Source organism: Natronomonas sp., from assembly GCF_028274965.1.
GTDB lineage: Archaea > Halobacteriota > Halobacteria > Halobacteriales > Haloarculaceae > Natronomonas.
Map to the genome: position 1 here is coordinate 87,548 of NZ_JAQCNO010000048.1, position 16,294 is coordinate 103,841.

Below are 16,294 nucleotides of genomic sequence, written 5' to 3' on the forward strand. Positions count from 1 at the left end.
GTCTCGGAATCAGTCATCGGTCTCCTCCCAGGGTTCGATACCCTCCTCGTAGGCGGCGCGGGCGATGGCGTGGGCCGCGGTGGGATTGGTAATGAAGATGAAGATCAGCAGTAAGAAGGTTTTGATAGTCGTCGTCTCGAGGCCCAAGGCGAGCGCGACGGCGACGAGGGTCAGCCCGGCGCCGAGCGTGTCCGTCTGGCTTGCGGTGTGGGCGCGGGTGTAGACGTCCGGCAGGCGGAGGACGCCGACGGCCGACACGAACGTAAAGAACACGCCGCCGGCGAGAAAGACGACGATCGCGACCGAGACGAGCACCTACATCACCCCCCCGCGGTCGACGGTGAACTTCGATATCGCGACCGCGACGAGGAAGTTCAACAGGGCGTACACGAGCGCGATGTCCAGAAACGACGGGACGTCGAGGGCGGCCGCCAACAGCGCCAGGATGACGACGGTGTTCGTCCCGAGGACATTGATCGCGAGGACGCGGTCCTGGGTCGTCGGGCCCCGGACGGCCCGATAGAGGACGGCGATAGCGAGGACGACAAAGACCGCCGCCGCCCCCAACAGCAGGCCGGTCGTCGGGATCATTCGGTCTCGTCCTCCTCGCCGAGGATCCGACAGTCGCCGCGCTCTCTGGGCGTCGCGATGCCCGCCGCGGCCCGACCGTAGAAGACGAACCGGACGGCGCGTTCCAGGGAGCCGTCGAACAACCCCTCGCGGGCGGTCGGGACGAGCGTGTGTACGGTGAAGATGCGCCCGTCGACGAGCACCGAGAGGGTGCCGGGCGTGAGCGTGATGCTGTTTGCGAGCGTCGTGATCGGCATCGACCCCCAGACGGCGGTCCGGACCTCCGTCATCCGGGGCTCGATCGGCAGTTTCGGGTGGAGGATGGCGTACGAGACGAGCAGGTTCGAGACGATGATCTCATAGAGGAGGTAGGGGACGAACAGCACGAGGCGGGCGCTGCGGCGGGCGAGGGCAGCCACCCGCAGCCGGTCGCCGAGCGAGACGCGGTACAGCATCGCCGAGACGATGACCGCGCTCGCCGCCCCGGTGAGCAGATCGAACCGCGTCATGGCGAAGCCGCCGAGCAGCTGATAGAACAGAAAGGAGACGCCGAAAAGCGTCAGGAACTGCGCGCGGCCGCCGCGCTGGAGAAAGCGCCCGCGCCTGACGCGCCGGGCGAAGGGGGCCTCCTCGACGGCGAAGCCGAGGCTGGCGAGTTCGGCCTCCATCGACTGGATGATCGACGCGTTCCCTCTGGGGTTGTACTCCGGGTCGATCACGAGGCGATCGATGCCGTGTTCGTCGGCGTAGGCCGCGAGCACGGCGGCGTAGTCGTCGGGCCCGAACAGGTACTCGTCGGCGCCGATGATGGCCGTTTCGACGGTGAGAGCGCCCTCGGGGTCGTCCTCGGCGGCCCACGCCTCGACCCGTTCTAAGAGCTCTTGGGTCGCCTCCCGCACCGAGGGGTCGACGTCGTCGATGTCGTGCAACGGGACGGGGGCCACGAAGTGCACGCCGCCGCGGTCGCCGTCGGACGCGACGTCGATCGCGTGGGCGACCGTGGTCCGCAGCGACACCGACTCGCCGACGGGCACGAGTATCGGACCGTCGCTGTCGGCGTCGGCGTCGGCGTCGGCATCGGCGTCACCGACGGGGGCGGACTCGTGGTCAGCCACGGGGGGTCACTACGTACCGTTTCTCCGCCGGCGTCAAAACGGTTTACCTTTCGGCCGCCCCGTCGCCGGTCGGCCGGTAGCCACGCTTAAACCGCTCGCCGTCCCATCGGTTCGCATGTCACAGTCGCCGACGGCGTTCGTCCCGGGGCACGTGACCGGGTTCTTCAGCGCCCATCCGGACGAGGACCCGACGAAGGCCGGGTCTCGGGGGGCCGGCGTCGCCCTCGCGGACGGCGTCGAGGTGCGTCTGGAGGCCGGCGACGGCGTCGAGCTCAACGGGAACCCGACGGGGATCGAAGCGGTCGAGCGCGTCCTCGACGCCCTGCGCGTGACGGCCCGCGTCGTCGTCGAGACGGACCTCCCGGTCGGGGCCGGCTTCGGCGTTTCGGGGGCGGCCGCGCTCGGCGCCGCGCTCGCCACGAACGCCGTCTTCGATCGCGGGCTCTCGGAGAACGAACTCGTGACGATCGCACACGGCGCGGAGGTCCAGGCCGGGACCGGCCTCGGCGACGTCGTCGCGGGGGCGCGCGGCGGCGTCCCGGTCCGCCTCGAACCCGGCGCGCCGGCCCACGGCGCGATGGACGGGATCCCGGCGCGGGGGACAGTCGAGTACGTCAGCTTCGGCGAGCTCCGGACGGAGGAGATCATCACGGGCGAGACGGCCGAGCTGACGGCGGCCGGCCGGGGGGCGCTCGCCGCGCTCGTCGAGGAGCCGACGACCGGGACGCTCATGGAGGCCTCCAGGCGCTTCGCCCGCGAGGCGGAGCTGTTGACGCCGCGGGTCAAAGAGGCGATCGAGGACGTCTCGGCGGCCGGCGGGGAGGCGGCGATGGCGATGCTCGGCGAAACGGTGTTCGCGCTCGGAACCGGGCTCTCGGACGCCGGGTACGACGCCGAGCGGTGTGGGATCTGCCGGGCGGGCGCACACCTCCGGTGAGGCCGGCGCCCGAGGCATGAAGCGTCGTCCGTCCTCGCGGCTCGAAACGGCGCGTGAAACCGGTCGGCGGCCGGAACGGGACGCTTTTGGTACCCGGTGCCCGAGCGGTCCGTATGACCGGTCCGGAGATCCCGGAGTCACACCCCCGCTACGAGTCGCTTCTGACGCGACACCGCATCGAGGAGGGCGTCGATCTCGGCATCACGTCGAAACAGGGGTTGATCGCGCAGGGCCGCGGCGAGGCGTTCGATTACCTCCTCGGCGAGGAGACGATCCCGAGCGCCGACGCCGCCGAGCGGGTCGCGGCCGCACACCTGCTCGCGGCCGAGCGTCCGGTGATCTCCGTCAACGGGAACGTCGCCGCGCTCGCCCCCGGCGAGACCGTCGCGTTGGCCGCGGCGACCGGCGCGGACATCGAGATCAACCTGTTCAACCGGACCGACGAGCGGATGGAGCGGATCGCCGAGCACCTCCGCGAGCACGGCGCCGAGCGGATCAAGGGCCTCGCCGCCGACGGCCGGATCCCGGGGCTGGATCACGAGCGCGCGAAGGTCGACGCCGACGGGATCGGCTCGGCCGACGTTGTCCTCGTGCCGCTCGAGGACGGCGACAGGGCGGCCGCGATCGCCGAGACGGGGACGACCGAACTCGTCGTCGATCTCAACCCGCTCTCGCGGTCGGCGAAGGCGGCGACGGTACCGATCGTCGACAACGTGCTCCGTGCGGTGCCGAACGTGACCGCACACGCCGAGGACCTCGCCGGCGCCGACGAGGCCGCCCTCGCGGAGCTCATCGGGTCGTTCGACGCCGAGGCGACGCTCGACGCCGCCGAGGAGCGGATCCGGAGCGGGGGGCCGTCTTGCGACCGTCTGACGTAGTGTTTTGTGTATCGGGACAGTAGAACTCCGTATGGCTAGCCTCACGGAGGTCTACGAGGGAGGCGGCGGGGCCGGCCTCCGGCGGCTGTACGCCGGTGTCGCGATGTTCGGGATCGGGGCTGTCCTCGTCACGGCCGGACTCGTCGTCGCCTCGACCGGGATCGGATCCCGTTTCGGTCTCGGGCTGTATCGCTCGCGGGAACTCGCCGGGGCGCTCGGCGGCGTCGGGTTCCCGGCGGTCCTTCTCGGCACCGTGGTCGCCCTGCCGAGGGCGGCCCGCAGGCTCCGCGCCGCCGCCGCCGTCGGCGGGGCGGTCTGTCTGTTCGGCGTCTGGATGTTCGTGCGGTGGTACCCGGTCGATTGGGTCGGCGGCTCCGGGAACACGACGATGACAGCCGTCGTCGCGGCGACGTACTTCGCCGGAGCCATCCTCACGAGCTGGTCGCTTTTCACCGCCGTTGCGAACTTCAAGGCGCGGAACGACCCCGGCGGGACCATCTCTCTGGAGATCACGAAGGGCGGCGAGACGCGCGTCGTCGAGGTCTCGAACGACGAACTCCACGGGACGCTCGGCGGGATCGGGGTCCTCGGGGCGACGCCGGACGGCGAGGCCGAGACCCAGACGAACCACGCCGACGGCGCGGGCGGCGTCGACGCCGCCCCCGCGACCGAGCCCTCGGGGTCCCGGGGCCGCGGGTCGACTCGGAGCCGAACCGGCGGGCGACCCGACCCGGCGGGCGCGACGGACGGCGGCGCGAGCGGCGCCGGATCGATCGAGGAGCCGAGCGGCACGGGCGACGACGCCGAGTTCCTCGAGAGCGCGCCGACGCCGCCGTCGAACGACCGGTACTGCGGGAACTGCTCGCAGTTCCGGTACGCCCGGACGGACGAGGGGCTGGTGCCCTATTGCGGGCTGCACGGCGAGGCCATGAGCGACATGGACGCCTGCGAGGAGTGGACCTCGAACACGACGGGGGACCGTCGGACGCGGTGACGCGGGCGCGATCGAGTTAGCCCACGAACGCCGTCAGGTCGTCTCGGGCGGTTCGATCGGCTCGGCGATAGAGCCGTAGACGCCGAAGATGTCCTCGTAGCCGTGTTCGCTCGCCAGCACCGGAACGACGCCCTCGCGGTCGACCCGGTGGGTCCGCGTGTCGTCGCGGGCGAACACCTCCCCCTTCGGGATCTCCTGGAAGTTGGAGTAGTACACGTGCGGTTCACCGGTACCCTTCGGGACCTCCTCGTGGCCGGCGATAACCGCCGTCTCGGTGAACACCGGGTCCTCGTCGGTCAACGCGCCGTGGGCCCGCAGGAACGCGATCGCCGCCTCGTAGCCCTCCGAAACGGCCGTTTCGCTTCCCTGCCGGCCCGCCTCGAGCGAGACGGTGTGCGGCAGCGTCGAGTCCAGCGTCGTCGATCGGAGGTCGCTCGAATCGACCGCGTGCTCAACCGGGAGGCCCGTGACCGTCCGGCGGACCGACTCGGTGAGGTCGCTGAAGATGGCGAACGCCGGCGGGGCGCTCTGTGAGGTGTGGAGCGCGAGGATCGCGTCCGCGCCGGTCAAGACGGCCTCGAGTCGGGCCGCGAGGGCGGTCTCGTAGTCGTCGCTCGCCTCGTCGCCGGGGAACGTCCGGTTCAGGTCCGTGTCGGTGTACCGCTCGCCGCGTTCGAGCGCCGGTTCGTTCGCGACGATCAACTGGACCGTCCCCGAGAGCGACTCGTCGCGGAGCGTGTCGGCGAGGCGCTCGACGATCCGCACGCCGGCGGGCTCGTCGCCGTGGATCCCGCCCACGACCGCGAGGCGGGGGCTCCCGGAGCCGCGCTCGATGAGTTTCATACCGACTGTACGGGGGCTGTGAAATAAAAGCGGCCCGCACGCGGAGGGCGGCGCGGGGCGGTCGGCCCTCGGCGCCCCTCCACCTCACCGTTCGAGGAAGGCCCGCAGTCCCTCGGCGTCCCGACAGTTGAGCACGTCGGCCGGTTCGGCCCAGCCCCGGCGGGCGGTGTGAACGCCGAAGCGGACGTGGTCGTAGGCGCTCGCGGCGTGGGCGTCGGTGTTGATGACGACGGTCGCCCCGGCCTCGATCGCGGCCGCGACGTGGCTCGATCGCAGGTCGAGACGCCGCGGGTCGGCGTTGATCTCGAGGGCCGTGTCGTGTTCGGCCGCGGCGTCGGCGACGCGTTCGATGTCGATGTCGTGGCCGGGGCGGCGGTTCAGCAGGCGGCCGGTGGGGTGGCCGAGGACGTCGACCTCGGGGTGTTCGATCGCGGCGACGAGCCGGTCGGTGCCGTCGCCGTCGAGGCCGCTGTGCGGCGAGGCAACGACGACGTCGAGGTCGGCCAACACCGCCTCACCGACGCTTATCTCGCCGTCGGCCCCGATGTTCGCCTCGACCCCGGCCAGGACCTCGATCGGCGCCTCGGCCGCGAGCTCCCGGATCGCGTCGAGTTGGGCCGCGAGCTCCGCGTCGTCGAGGCCGACGCCGCCGACCATCCCGGGGCCGGTCGCGTGATCGGCGATGGAGACGTACTCGTGGCCGTAGGCCGCGGCGGCCTCGATCATCTCCCGGAGCGTCCCGTCGCCGTCGGAGTAGTCGGTGTGGACGTGGAGGTCGCCGTTGAGGTCGGTGGCGGTGAGGAGTTCGGGGAGGTCGCCGTCGGCCGCCCGCTCGATCTCCCCGCGATTTTCCCTGAGCTCCGGCGGGATCCAGTCCATCCCCAAGGCGTCGTAGACGCCGCGTTCGGTCCCGCCGGCGACGCGTTCGCCGACCCGCTGGCCCGCGTCGGGATCGTCGATCCCCGAGACGTCGAAGACGCCGTACTCGTTGAGCTTCAGCCCCATCGCGATCGCCCGGTTTCGGAGCGCGACGTTGTGGTCCTTGCTGCCGGTGAAGTACTGCAGGGCGGCCCCGAACTCCTCGGGGGCGACGACCCGGAGGTCGATCCGGAACCCCTCGGAGCGGACTGACGCCTTGCTCGTTCCCGCCTCGATGACCGACCCGACGCCGTCCCACGACTCGAAGGCGTCGACGACCGCCTCGGCGTCGTCGCTCCCGACGAGGACGTCGACGTCCCCGATCGTCGGCCGCCACCGGCGCAGCGATCCGGCCGTCTCGACGGACGCGACCGCCTCGTGGTCTTCGAAGCGCGCGATCAGCCGGCCGGCGAGCGGCCGCGCCTCCCCGAGCAGGCTCCGGCGTTGGGCCTCGCGCGCGAACGCGACGTTCTCGAGGATGTTCGCCTCGGTCTTCTCGCCGAAGCCGCTCACCTCGCGGATCTCGCCGGCCGCGGCCGCCGCCTCAAGATCGTCGAGCGTCTCGACGCCGAGCGCGTCGTACAGCGACCGGACCGTCTTCGGGCCGACGCCCTCGACCGCGGTCAACGCCTCGATCTCGACGGGGAACTCCTCGCGGAGCGCCGCGAGTTCGCCGATGGTGCCCGTCTCGAGGAACTCGGCGGCCTTGGCGGCGATCGCCTCGCCGACGTCGTCGATCTCGGCGATCGCGTCCTCGCCGCCCTCCTCGTAGAGCCGTTCGATCGCGACGGTGTGGGCCCGGACGCTGTCGGCCGCGCGGCGGTAGGCGTTCGGTTTGTACTGGACGCCCTCGGCTTCGAGGCGGTCGGCCATCTCCTCTAAGCGGGCCGCGATCGCGTCGTTGTCGCTCATCCCCGTCGCACCCCTACGGCCCTCTCCCTCTCACCGGCGGCCCGTCGTCGTCGTGCCCGAGGGCCTTCTTCAGGAAGTCCATCCACCGCTTCGTGTCGGCCGCCCGCTGGCGTTCGGCCTCGTCGGCGACGCTCTCGCTTCCGAGGCTGTCGAGGGCCTCCAGCGCGCGGTCGATCCCGATGATCGCCTCGGCGAGTCGCTCGCCGGTCTCGAAGGGCATCTCGCCGTCCTCGATCCGCTCTTTTCGCTCCAAGCGCTCGCGCCGGAGGTTGCGCTTGGCCCGCTCGACGCGGTCGCGTTCGCCCGCCGGGACCGTCTCGCGGCGCTTGATCTCGAAGACGAACTCCCGGAGCTGTACCTCCTCGCCCTGGATTTCGATGCGCTCGGGGATCTCGACGCCGAGCGTCGAGCTCTCGCGGTCGATCCGCTCGAGGAGCTGTTTGCGTTCGTACTCCTGCACGCCTCGTAGTGGGCGACGCAGGGACAAATAACAACCGACGCAGAGCGCCGCCTCGGACGGCGGGGGGCCGGGCGGGGCTCAGACGGCCCGCTCGGAGCGTCTGATCGCGCCCGTGACGAGATAGACGAACGGCGTGTCGACGAGCGCGATGAGCAGTTTCAGCGCGTACTGCCCGACCATGAGCGCGACGACCTCGCTGTTGGGGGGTTGGGGGCCGATCCCGAGGGTCTGGGGGACGAGCCAGAAGGCGATCCCGACGAAGATGACCGTGTCGACGAGTTGACTCGTCGCCGTGGAGCCGACGTTCCGGAGCCACAGCCGCTCGCCGTCGGTCGCCTTCCCGATGGCCTCGAAGACGAGCACGTCGAGGTTCTGGCTGACGAGGTACGCGAGGAGGCTCCCGGCGACGATGTTCGTCGAGGCGCCGAGGACCAGTTCGAACGCCGCCGGATCGACGCTCGAGGCGTGGGCGGGCGCGAGGATCGTGCTCCAGACCAACGCGAGGACGAGAAAGTTCATCGCGAACGCGACGTTGACGAGCACCTGCGCGGCCCGGCGGCCGTACAGTTCGGCGTAGCAGTCCGAGGCGAAAAACGTGAACGCGTAGGCGAGCGCCGCCCCGGGGAGCGCCAACTCCGCGCCGGCCAGCGGCAGCGACACGGGGAGTTCGAACGACAGTATCTTGGCCGCCGTCAGTTGGGCGGTCGCGAGCGCGGCGACGAACACGGCGGCGAGGGCGACCGAACCGGCCGGCGGTGTCGGGGCCGAACGCCGGGCGGTCGCCTCAGCCATCGTCCTCCTCGAGTCGGCCGTGGCGGGCGTCGATCTCGTCGAGGCGATCGAGCGTCTTCCGGACCGACGCCCTGATCGCGTCGCTCCGGTTGACGAACTTCCCGTCGTCGCCGACGTGTTCGTCGAGGTCCGCAAGCAGTTCCGCCGGGACCTCGACGCTTATCTTGGGCATACCAGAGTATTATCGAGGGAGCACTCATTAAGACAGCGATCCGGGCGACGGGGACGAACCCGGGGTATCAGTCGGCCGGTTCGGCGCGCTCGGCGCCGCGGCGGCCGCCGAAGGTGTAGAGCCAAAGCAGCGCGATCCCGGCGCCGTAGGCGGCGATCACCGGCAGCCCGAGGAGGAACATCGTGAACACGCCACGGGGCGAAAAGAAGGCCCCGAGCGCGAGCACGGCGATGGCGAACTCCCGCCAGCGGGCGCGCATCCGGCCGTACGGGACGATCCCGCCGCGGTGAAACAGCAGCATCGAGACGGGGACCATCACCAACAGCCCGATGCCGACGGTGAAAAAGAAGACCATCCAGCCGTAGTTGCTGATCCGGTATGCGATGACCATCTCGGCGCGCAACACGTCGGCGGCGAGCCACGAGATCGCGGCCGGGGCGACGTACAAAAAGCCGAGGAGGCTCCCGAGCGTCATCGACGTGAGGAGGCTACCGCCCCACACGAGGAGCACGCGGCGATCGCCGCGGGCGACACCGCGGTCCTTCAGCGAGGGCCACGCGTAGTACAACAACAGCGGCACCACGGCGGCGACCCCGAAGATCACGGAGACCTTGAGCATGAAGATGAGCGCCTCGACGGGGTGAAGCGTGACGATCGAGACCTGCTCGGCGGCGAAGGCGTCGGGCATCCCCCTGACGAACTGCTGGTGCAGTCGGCCGATCCCGCCCTGGTACAGCACGAAGAACGTCCCGGCCATGACGGCGGCGAACAGCCCGACGAGCCGGAACGACTTCGACGTGATGCTCTCGAGGACGAACCGGATGTCGTAGGCGTAGCCGCCGATGTCGTCCTCGTCGATGTCGTCCTCGCTGAACGCGTCGAGGACGCCGGCCCCCCGCGTCGCGAGGATCCGCCCGTCGTCGACCGCGGCCTCCGCGTTCGCGTTCGCGTTCGGGGCCGCCGCCGACGCGGAGGTCCCGCCCTCGCTGACGTTGGCGTTGGCGTCGCCCTCGTCGTCCTCGTCGGCCGCCGCGGCCTCGTCGAACCGATCGAGGATCGCCTGTGCGCGGTCGGGGTCGTCGTCGTCCATCGCGCCGCCGGCGAGCGCCAGCGCCTCCTCTTCGTCCATCTCCGCGAAGGCGGCCCCGGGTGCCGAGCGAACCCCCTCGAGGTCGAGGTCGGCGACGTCGATCGCCGCCGGGTCGCGCTCAAGTGGATCCTCGGGGGCCTCGAGGCTATCGTAGACGTAGTACGCGAGGCCCACGGCGGCGAAGACGACCCCATAGAGCGACCCGACGACGGCGAAATAGAGCGGTTCGCCGACGCCGTAGCCGACGCCGGCGTCGATGAAGCGGTACCGCGATCCGAGGGCGGCGAGGGCGTCGTTGACCGCGGCGGCGCCGCCGTAGGTGTAGAAGGCGTACACGAGCCCGAGGCCGAGTAGGTACAGCCCGAGGAGGACGTTCCAGCGATCGCGGGCGGTCCCGGCGGGGTCGATCGATCCGCGGGAGCGTCTGGTCGTCACGACGATCTTCGCGAGGTACAGAGACACCCCATACAGCGTGACCAGCGGGACGGCCCACATGATCTGCGTGAAGGGGTCCGGCGGCGAGAACAGCGCGCCGAGGACGAAGATGCCGAGGACGGCGTACTTCCATCTGTCCCGGAAGGTCTCGTAGGGGACGATCTCGGTGTACGAGAGCGTGCTCATCAACAGCGGCAGTTGCGCCGCGAGCCCGAACGACAGCGAGAGGATGAACACGAACTGGGCCCACATCGAGATCGAGTACGTCGGCTGAAAGCCCGCTCCGACCGCGTTGTCGGCCAGGAAGGCGAACATGATCGGAAAGAAGAGGTGATACGCGTAGGCGACGCCCCCGACGAACAGCCCGGCGCTGAGGAGGGCGAACGCCGCCCCCTTCCAGCGCGGGAGCGAGTCGGGCCAGCGGCCGCGGTTTTTCAGCGAGTCCCGGCCGAAGTACGCGAGCGCCGGAAGCATGACGATGATCCCCGCGACGAGCCCGATCTTCGCCTGAAGCAAGATCACCTCGAAGGGCGTGATCGCGACGACGACGATGTCGGGGTGGGCGTTCAGATCCCGCTTGAGGATGTCCCACACGTAGAGCCGGAGGACGGTGAAGATCCCGAGAAACCCGATCAGAAAGACGATGAAGACCTTCTGGAGGTGCTTCTGTGCGACCCGAAGCAGCGAGCCGAGTTGGGCGCGGCCCTCCGAAACCGTCCGGGCGACATCGTCGTCTACAGCGCTAGACACGAGAGGACGTATTCCGTTCGCGGTTATCAACCTTTTCCGTTCGGTCCTCCGAGAGAGAAGGCTTACAACCGACGAGAACGGATCGCGGGTGATGGCAGAGACCGCCGACGGGAGCTACGACGCCGAGGAGGGGATCGTCGGCGAGGGCCCCGAAAGCGACGAGGAGATGCCGCTTGCGGACCACATCGAGGAGATGGTGTACCGCCTCGGGATCGTCCTCGTCGTCGTCGCGATCGTCTCAGGGATCGTCTTCCCGTTCGGCGAGCGGATAATCAACTTCCTGTGGTACTCGGTGCTTCCGGGCGGGGACATCGCCCGCCCGCGGGTGTACCACCCGCTCGGGCTCATCCTCGCCCGGCTGAAGGTCGCCACGCTGGCCGGGTTCGTCATCGGACTGCCGGTGTTCGTCTACCAGACGTACCTGTTCATGCGCCCAGGGCTCTACCCGAACGAGCGTCGGTACTACCTCGCGTCGGTGCCGACGAGTCTCGTGTTGGGCGTCGTCGGCGTGCTCTTCGCGTACTTCCTGATCCTGCCGGCGATCTTCACGTACTTTCTGACGTACTCGCAGGACGCCGCCGTCATCGCCTTCGGGCTCGGCGACACGTTCGGTCTCATCGTGCTGATGATGGGGCTGTTCGCCGCCGTCTTCCAGATCCCGCTTTTCGTCATGCTCGCGATCATGATGGGCCTGACGACGCGGCGGTGGCTGGCCGCAAAGCGGCTGTACTTCTGGGGGGCGTTCCTGGGGATCGCCTTCCTGTTCAGCCCGGACCCGACCGGGATGGCCCCGATCCTCGTCGCGGCGACGATGATCGGGCTGTTCGAGGCGACGCTTCTGGTGTTGCGCTGGGTCGGGCGCTGAACGGAGGGCGTTTCACCCCTCGCGTCCGCCGGCGGCCGGGCGCTCGACGCGTCCGAGGAGATCCAGTTGGTGCGTGAGATACAGGAGTTCGCCGGCGGCGAGGCGCTCGCGGCGGTCGGCGAGCCACCCCTCGAGCGCCGCGGCGTCGGCGTCCTCGGCGTCCTCGGCGTCCTCGGCGGCCGCGAGCACCTCGCCGACGGCGCTCTCGACGGTGTCGAGGACGTGCCGGAGGAAGTAGGCCTCGTCGGCGGGGTACTCGCCCTCTACCGGACGGACGACCCAATCGGACCCGCCGACGCTCGATACCGCGACGCCCGGCGTCGCCCGGAGGTGATCGAGGACGTCCCCGCCGGCGCGGCTGCTCCCGCCCGGTTTGGCGTCCATGTGGGCGTGGTACCGCTCCTCGACGACGCCGTCGGCCGGGTGGGAGGGCCGGAACCGCGTCGCGCCGTCGAACGTGATTGGAAAGTAGTACAGACCGCCCGCCGCGAGCGCCCCAAGCAGCGCGTCGACGGCGTCGAGATCGAGGAGATCCAGCAGCGCGGACCCGACGAGGACATCGTACTCGCCGGGGTGGGCGGCGGCGTGGGCGGCGGCGTCGGCGGCGACCGCCTCGAGTTCGATCGTCCCGTCCGGTCGCCGGAGTTCGATCCGCTCTTCGGGGGTCGCGGCGATCGAAACCGCCCGGTCGGCCGCCCACTCGCGGAGGTACGGCTCGACGCCGGCGAGCGTCTCGGCGTCGACGTCGACGGCGGTGTACCGGATCTCGCCCGCCGGCAGCGCGTCCCACTCTACGAGCCGCGCGATCATCGTTCCGATGCCCGCACCGACCTCCAAGACCGAGAGCGGGCCGTCGGCGGCCGCCGCGCGGTCGGCTGTCGCCTCGCGGAACGCCCGGAACGTCCGGCGATCGAGCGCGCGGTCGTCGACGGTCCGTTTGGCCCGGAGGTACCGCCGGAAGCCGTCGGTCACGCCGCCACCCCCGCGGTGTCGGCGAGGAGGCGGCGGACCCGGGCCGTCGTCTCCGGCCAGCCGGGGTGTCGCTCGTAGCGCCGCCTCGCGGCCGTTCCCATCGCGGCGAGCAGGTCGGGGTCGTCCGCGAAGCGCTCGATCGCGCGGGCGACGGCCGCCGGGTCCCCGGGGTCGACGAGGACGCCGGTCTCGCCGTCGGTGACCGTCTCCTCGGCGCCGCCGGCCCGGGAGGCGATGGCGGGCAGCCCGAAGCTCATCCCCTCGAGGTAGACGATGCCGAACCCCTCGTACCGCGAGGGGACCGCGAGGACGTGGCCCGCCGCCAGCGTGCTCGACAGCGCCTCATCGGAGAGTTCGCCGGCCATCCGGACGCGATCTGCGAGGCCGTTCCGTCGGACGTCCCGCCGGGCGTCGGCGGCGTAGTCCTCGTCGAGGTGGCGTCCGACGACGGTCAACTCGGCGTCGGCGTCGGCGTCGGCGAGCCCCGCGATGAGCGTTCGGAGCCCCTTCCGCGGCGTGACGTTCCCAACGAAGACGACCCGCAGGGGGCGCTCGCGCGCGCGGTGCTCGATCGTCTCCTCGTCGATCGTGGGGTCGAACCGGTCGCCCGCCGGCGGCGCGACCGCGGTCCGGTCGGCGTCGACGCCGAGGCGAGTGACGACGTCGCGGGTAGGACGGCTGTTGCACACCACGCCGTCGACGGTCCCGAGGTACCGCCGCTCGACGGCGCGGTACAGCGGCGTCAGCCGCCGGGGTTCGCTCGAGCGCAGGTGGTGTACGACGCTGACGATCGGGTACGGCAGCGTCCGGTTGAGGCCGACGAGCGACGGGTGGGCAAGTTCGTCCTGCAGCATGACGTCGACGTCGACCCGGAGGCGGCTGCGGAGCCGGGGCGAGGCGTTGTCGAGAAGCCCCCGGGGGTAGCTCCGCCAGGGGAGCTCAACGACGTCGACGGTGTCGCCGGCCCGCCGGAGCCCCTCGACGAGCTTCCGGTCGTACCGGAACCCCCCGGAGCGTCCCCCGAGGCTGCCGTACAGCGTCAGTCCGACCCTCATGTGGCGCCGGTGTAGCTCGCGGCCGCGGCGTCGTTCTCCCAGACCGTCACGGTCAGCTCCTCGATCGTGTCGGCGGTCACGTCGTCGGTGACGCGCTCGAAGACGACGCGGGCGAAGCGCTCGACGCTGGGGTTGTAGCCGTCGAACTCCGGGAGGTCGTTGAGCAGTTCGTCGCGGTAGCGGTCGGCGAGCCCCTTGAGGGCCGCCTCGACGTCGTCGATGTCGATGAGGTACTCGTGTTCGTTCAGTTCGGGACCGCGGAAGGTCAGTTCCACCTCGAAGTGATGGGAGTGCGGGACCCCTTCGGGCCCCGGGTTCGGAACGGTGAGGTAGTGCTGTGCCACGAAGTCTGTCAGCACCGTTGTCGAGTACACGGTGGGTGCTACGGGCGGCAGCCACCTAAATCCGGAGGGCGAACCTGGGGCGGGGTCGACGGCTCACTCGTAGCGAAAGGCGACCTGGACGGCCTCGTCGGGCCGCTCGTCGAGGAGTCGGTAGGCCTCGTCGGCGCGTCCGACGTCGAACTCGTGGGTGAAAAGCGCCGAGAGGTCCGTCTCTCGGAGCCACGAGCGGACGACGTCGAGGCGCCGCTGTTTGTCCCACCGATCGGCGTGATCGGGGTCGATCCGGCTCACCTGGCTGCTCCGGATCCGAATGTGGCTGCGGTGGTAGGCCCTGCCGAGATCGAGCGGGACGCGTTTGGTCCCGTACCACGAGCCGACGATCACCCGCCCGGCGTAGCCGGTGACCGAGATCGCGTCGTCGAGCGCCTCGGGGTTGCCGGAGAGTTCGAACGTCACGTCGGTGTCGTCCTCGAGTGCGCCCTCGAGGGCCTCCGGGGCGACGGCGCGGTCGGCGCCGAGGGACTCCGAGAGCGCCCGGCGCGTCCCGTGGCGATCGACCGCGAGGAGGTCGGCGAGCGGGAACGAGGCGAGCAGCGCGGTCGTCAACAGCCCGACCGGACCCTGCCCGAGGACGGCGGCGCGGGCGCCGATCCGCGGGCGGGCGTCCATGACGAAGTTGACCGCCGCCTCGGCGTTCGGGATCAACAGCGCGCGCTCGGGCGAGAGCGTGGTCGGAACGAGCGTCTCGGGCTCCGCGAGGAAGTGGCTCTCGTGGGGGTTAAACGCGAACACGCGGCGATCGAGCCACGCGTCGTCGACCGCGCTTCCGAGCGCCGTCACGCGGCCGACGGTCGCGTAGCCGTACCGCAGCGGGTACGAGAAGGTGCCGTCGAGGGCGTCGATCGTCTCGTCGGTCTCGAACTCGTCCGGCACCTCGTCGCGGTACACGAGCATCTCCGTCCCCGGACTGATCGCCGATCGCTCCGTCCGGACCCGCACCTCCCCGGGGCCCGGGTCCGGGATCTGTTTCGATCGGACCTCGACCGATCGCGGGCCGGTGAAATACAGCGCCTGACCGGTCATCGTCGGGTCCACCGGCCCGGCGGGGTCGGCGAGCGTTCGGTTCCGGCGACGAAACGACGCGGTCGCGGGCGGCGATGCGGTCGCGGGCGGCACGGCCTCTGGTCCTGCACACACCAAAGAGGGGGTTTCGGGGAATTAAATCCACGCGTTCGGATCACAGATAGCCGAGCGCCGCGAGGCGCTCGCGATCGGTTTCGGCCCCGTAGACGCGCTCGACGGGGAGCGGTTCCGGCGGCGAGCGCGTCGGCGCGAGCGTCCCGCGGTCGGTGCCCGTCGTCTCGGCCCACGGAACCGAAAGAAGCGCCGGGACCGGCGTGTGCATCGGGTGGCCGTACAGCCCCCACTCCCCGAGGAGGTTGCCGTGGTCGGCGGTGATCGCGATCCGGCCGTCGACGTTGCGCCGCAGCGTCGCAACCGACTCGAGGACGTACCGGAGGTTCGCCTCGGCGGCCGCCCGGACCCGGTCGACGGCGACCTCACCGCGGCGGAGCAACACCCACGGGTTCGAGGCGCTGCTTTCGGCTCCGGTGCGGGCCATCCCGTCGTCGCCCTCGATCGGGTCCGGGACGAAGGGGTGATGCGGCTGCATGTAGTGGACGACGAGTCGGGCCGGATCGCGCTTGCGGGCCGCCGCGACCGCCCGGTCGGTGATCGCCGGGGCCGGGACGGTCCCCACCTCCTCGTCCCAGGCGTACTTCCAGACCTCGTCGAGGGCGGCGAAGGCGTCGGCCTCGAGGTACCGATCGCTCCAGGTGTTGCCGGTGACCATGACCGTTCGGGCGGTCTCGGGGCGGTCCTCGAAGGTGCCCTCGAGCCACTCCGAGGAGGAACTGCCGACCGATCGGACGCGGTCGACGCCGGACAGAAAGCCGAACTCGGGCGCGACCGACCGGAGCAGGTCGACCCGACAGGCGTCGAGGACGACGAGGACGTCCCACGGCCGGTCGTAGACGTTCGTCCCGTAATCGAGCCGCCGGCCGATCGCCTGTAGGCCGCGCAGGTAGGCGGTTCCGAGGCGGCTCATGCCCGGTTCTGTCACACGCCCGGTTCGCCCCGGGGCGACTAAACGACACCGCCGGGAGGAATATATAGCTCCCGCCCCGGGTAGG

General features: G+C 70.7%; 18 protein-coding genes. 4 read left to right on the plus strand and 14 right to left on the minus strand.

The window, feature by feature from the left end:
- Window positions 1-9: 9 nt before the first annotated feature.
- From mnhG to Q0916_RS06615, 3 genes are read right to left on the minus strand one after another with little or no spacing between them, the layout of a single operon-like run.
- Complete coding sequence (mnhG, locus tag Q0916_RS06605; protein WP_299235939.1) at window positions 10-315, minus strand: monovalent cation/H(+) antiporter subunit G; 306 nt, start codon at window positions 313-315, stop codon at window positions 10-12.
- Window positions 316-591: a cation:proton antiporter gene (locus tag Q0916_RS06610; RefSeq protein ID WP_299235941.1), complete on the minus strand. Its 276-nt coding sequence runs from the start codon at window positions 589-591 to the stop codon at window positions 316-318. It abuts the gene before it with no gap.
- Window positions 588-1,685 (minus strand): monovalent cation/H+ antiporter subunit E, encoded by a 1,098-nt coding sequence (locus tag Q0916_RS06615; RefSeq protein WP_299235943.1) that lies wholly within the window; start codon window positions 1,683-1,685, stop codon window positions 588-590. Before Q0916_RS06615 ends, Q0916_RS06610 begins: the two co-directional genes overlap by 4 nt.
- 115 nt (window positions 1,686-1,800) lie before the next feature.
- On the opposite strand from Q0916_RS06615, the gene Q0916_RS06620 reads away from it, so the two are divergent.
- The 3 genes from Q0916_RS06620 (at window position 1,801) to Q0916_RS06630 (ending at window position 4,494) form a co-directional block, all read left to right on the plus strand.
- Entirely contained in the window at window positions 1,801-2,622 is an 822-nt protein-coding gene (locus Q0916_RS06620; protein WP_299235944.1) for a pantoate kinase, read from the plus strand.
- 113 nt (window positions 2,623-2,735) lie between these two features.
- Window positions 2,736-3,500: a 4-phosphopantoate--beta-alanine ligase gene (locus tag Q0916_RS06625; RefSeq protein ID WP_299235946.1), complete on the plus strand. Its 765-nt coding sequence runs from the start codon at window positions 2,736-2,738 to the stop codon at window positions 3,498-3,500.
- Window positions 3,501-3,531: 31 nt separating this feature from the next.
- Entirely contained in the window at window positions 3,532-4,494 is a 963-nt protein-coding gene (locus tag Q0916_RS06630) for a DUF7139 domain-containing protein (protein ID WP_299235948.1), read from the plus strand.
- Between the two features lie 33 nt (window positions 4,495-4,527).
- On the opposite strand, the gene Q0916_RS06635 is transcribed toward Q0916_RS06630, so the two are convergent.
- The 6 genes from Q0916_RS06635 to Q0916_RS06660 all read right to left on the minus strand — a co-directional run bounded on the left by Q0916_RS06635 (window position 4,528) and on the right by Q0916_RS06660 (window position 10,866).
- Window positions 4,528-5,337 carry a succinylglutamate desuccinylase/aspartoacylase domain-containing protein gene (locus Q0916_RS06635; RefSeq protein WP_299235949.1) on the minus strand — a complete coding sequence of 270 codons (810 nt, stop codon included), beginning with the start codon at window positions 5,335-5,337 and terminating at the stop codon, window positions 4,528-4,530.
- An 84-nt stretch (window positions 5,338-5,421) separates the two neighbouring features.
- Window positions 5,422-7,167: a helix-hairpin-helix domain-containing protein gene (locus tag Q0916_RS06640; protein WP_299235951.1), complete on the minus strand. Its 1,746-nt coding sequence runs from the start codon at window positions 7,165-7,167 to the stop codon at window positions 5,422-5,424.
- Between the two features lie 13 nt (window positions 7,168-7,180).
- The gene (locus tag Q0916_RS06645) at window positions 7,181-7,627 is read right to left on the minus strand and encodes a DUF5788 family protein (RefSeq protein ID WP_299235953.1); all 447 of its coding nucleotides are present in this window, start codon (window positions 7,625-7,627) and stop codon (window positions 7,181-7,183) included.
- A gap of 78 nt (window positions 7,628-7,705) precedes the next feature.
- Window positions 7,706-8,419: a queuosine precursor transporter gene (locus Q0916_RS06650; RefSeq protein WP_299235955.1), complete on the minus strand. Its 714-nt coding sequence runs from the start codon at window positions 8,417-8,419 to the stop codon at window positions 7,706-7,708.
- Window positions 8,412-8,591 (minus strand): ribbon-helix-helix domain-containing protein, encoded by a 180-nt coding sequence (locus Q0916_RS06655; RefSeq protein WP_299235957.1) that lies wholly within the window; start codon window positions 8,589-8,591, stop codon window positions 8,412-8,414. Before Q0916_RS06655 ends, Q0916_RS06650 begins: the two co-directional genes overlap by 8 nt.
- A 67-nt stretch (window positions 8,592-8,658) precedes the next feature.
- A complete protein-coding gene (locus Q0916_RS06660) occupies window positions 8,659-10,866 on the minus strand; it encodes a twin-arginine translocase subunit TatC (protein ID WP_299235959.1) in 2,208 nt (735 codons plus the stop codon).
- A 91-nt stretch (window positions 10,867-10,957) separates the two neighbouring features.
- Here Q0916_RS06660 and tatC point away from each other — a divergent pair, with 91 nt between their 5' ends.
- Window positions 10,958-11,731 (plus strand): twin-arginine translocase subunit TatC, encoded by a 774-nt coding sequence (gene tatC, locus Q0916_RS06665; protein ID WP_299235961.1) that lies wholly within the window; start codon window positions 10,958-10,960, stop codon window positions 11,729-11,731.
- 12 nt (window positions 11,732-11,743) lie between these two features.
- Here tatC and Q0916_RS06670 read toward each other — a convergent pair whose 3' ends face one another.
- The 5 genes from Q0916_RS06670 to Q0916_RS06690 all read right to left on the minus strand — a co-directional run bounded on the left by Q0916_RS06670 (window position 11,744) and on the right by Q0916_RS06690 (window position 16,209).
- The gene (locus tag Q0916_RS06670) at window positions 11,744-12,703 is read right to left on the minus strand and encodes a hypothetical protein (protein ID WP_299235963.1); all 960 of its coding nucleotides are present in this window, start codon (window positions 12,701-12,703) and stop codon (window positions 11,744-11,746) included.
- Window positions 12,700-13,758, minus strand: coding sequence for a glycosyltransferase family 4 protein (locus tag Q0916_RS06675; RefSeq protein WP_299235965.1), 1,059 nt, complete (start codon window positions 13,756-13,758; stop codon window positions 12,700-12,702). Before Q0916_RS06675 ends, Q0916_RS06670 begins: the two co-directional genes overlap by 4 nt.
- The gene (locus Q0916_RS06680; protein ID WP_299235967.1) at window positions 13,755-14,132 is read right to left on the minus strand and encodes a 6-pyruvoyl trahydropterin synthase family protein; all 378 of its coding nucleotides are present in this window, start codon (window positions 14,130-14,132) and stop codon (window positions 13,755-13,757) included. Before Q0916_RS06680 ends, Q0916_RS06675 begins: the two co-directional genes overlap by 4 nt.
- Before the next feature lie 63 nt (window positions 14,133-14,195).
- On the minus strand, window positions 14,196-15,185 hold the full coding sequence (locus Q0916_RS06685; protein ID WP_299235969.1) for a zinc-binding dehydrogenase: 990 nt from the start codon (window positions 15,183-15,185) through the stop codon (window positions 14,196-14,198).
- A 154-nt stretch (window positions 15,186-15,339) separates the two neighbouring features.
- A complete protein-coding gene (locus Q0916_RS06690) occupies window positions 15,340-16,209 on the minus strand; it encodes a hypothetical protein (RefSeq protein WP_349254514.1) in 870 nt (289 codons plus the stop codon).
- Window positions 16,210-16,294: the final 85 nt, after the last annotated feature.

Coding starts and splice junctions, on each gene's coding strand:
- Q0916_RS06610 (WP_299235941.1), bottom strand. CDS start 591: ATGATCCCGACGACCGGCCTGCTGTTGGGGGCGGCGGCGGTCTTTGTC.
- Q0916_RS06620 (WP_299235944.1), top strand. CDS start 1,801: ATGTCACAGTCGCCGACGGCGTTCGTCCCGGGGCACGTGACCGGGTTC.
- Q0916_RS06625 (WP_299235946.1), top strand. CDS start 2,736: ATGACCGGTCCGGAGATCCCGGAGTCACACCCCCGCTACGAGTCGCTT.
- Q0916_RS06630 (WP_299235948.1), top strand. CDS start 3,532: ATGGCTAGCCTCACGGAGGTCTACGAGGGAGGCGGCGGGGCCGGCCTC.
- Q0916_RS06635 (WP_299235949.1), bottom strand. CDS start 5,337: ATGAAACTCATCGAGCGCGGCTCCGGGAGCCCCCGCCTCGCGGTCGTG.
- Q0916_RS06640 (WP_299235951.1), bottom strand. CDS start 7,167: ATGAGCGACAACGACGCGATCGCGGCCCGCTTAGAGGAGATGGCCGAC.
- Q0916_RS06650 (WP_299235955.1), bottom strand. CDS start 8,419: ATGGCTGAGGCGACCGCCCGGCGTTCGGCCCCGACACCGCCGGCCGGT.
- Q0916_RS06655 (WP_299235957.1), bottom strand. CDS start 8,591: ATGCCCAAGATAAGCGTCGAGGTCCCGGCGGAACTGCTTGCGGACCTC.
- tatC (WP_299235961.1), top strand. CDS start 10,958: ATGGCAGAGACCGCCGACGGGAGCTACGACGCCGAGGAGGGGATCGTC.
- Q0916_RS06675 (WP_299235965.1), bottom strand. CDS start 13,758: ATGAGGGTCGGACTGACGCTGTACGGCAGCCTCGGGGGACGCTCCGGG.
- Q0916_RS06685 (WP_299235969.1), bottom strand. CDS start 15,185: ATGACCGGTCAGGCGCTGTATTTCACCGGCCCGCGATCGGTCGAGGTC.
- Q0916_RS06690 (WP_349254514.1), bottom strand. CDS start 16,209: ATGAGCCGCCTCGGAACCGCCTACCTGCGCGGCCTACAGGCGATCGGC.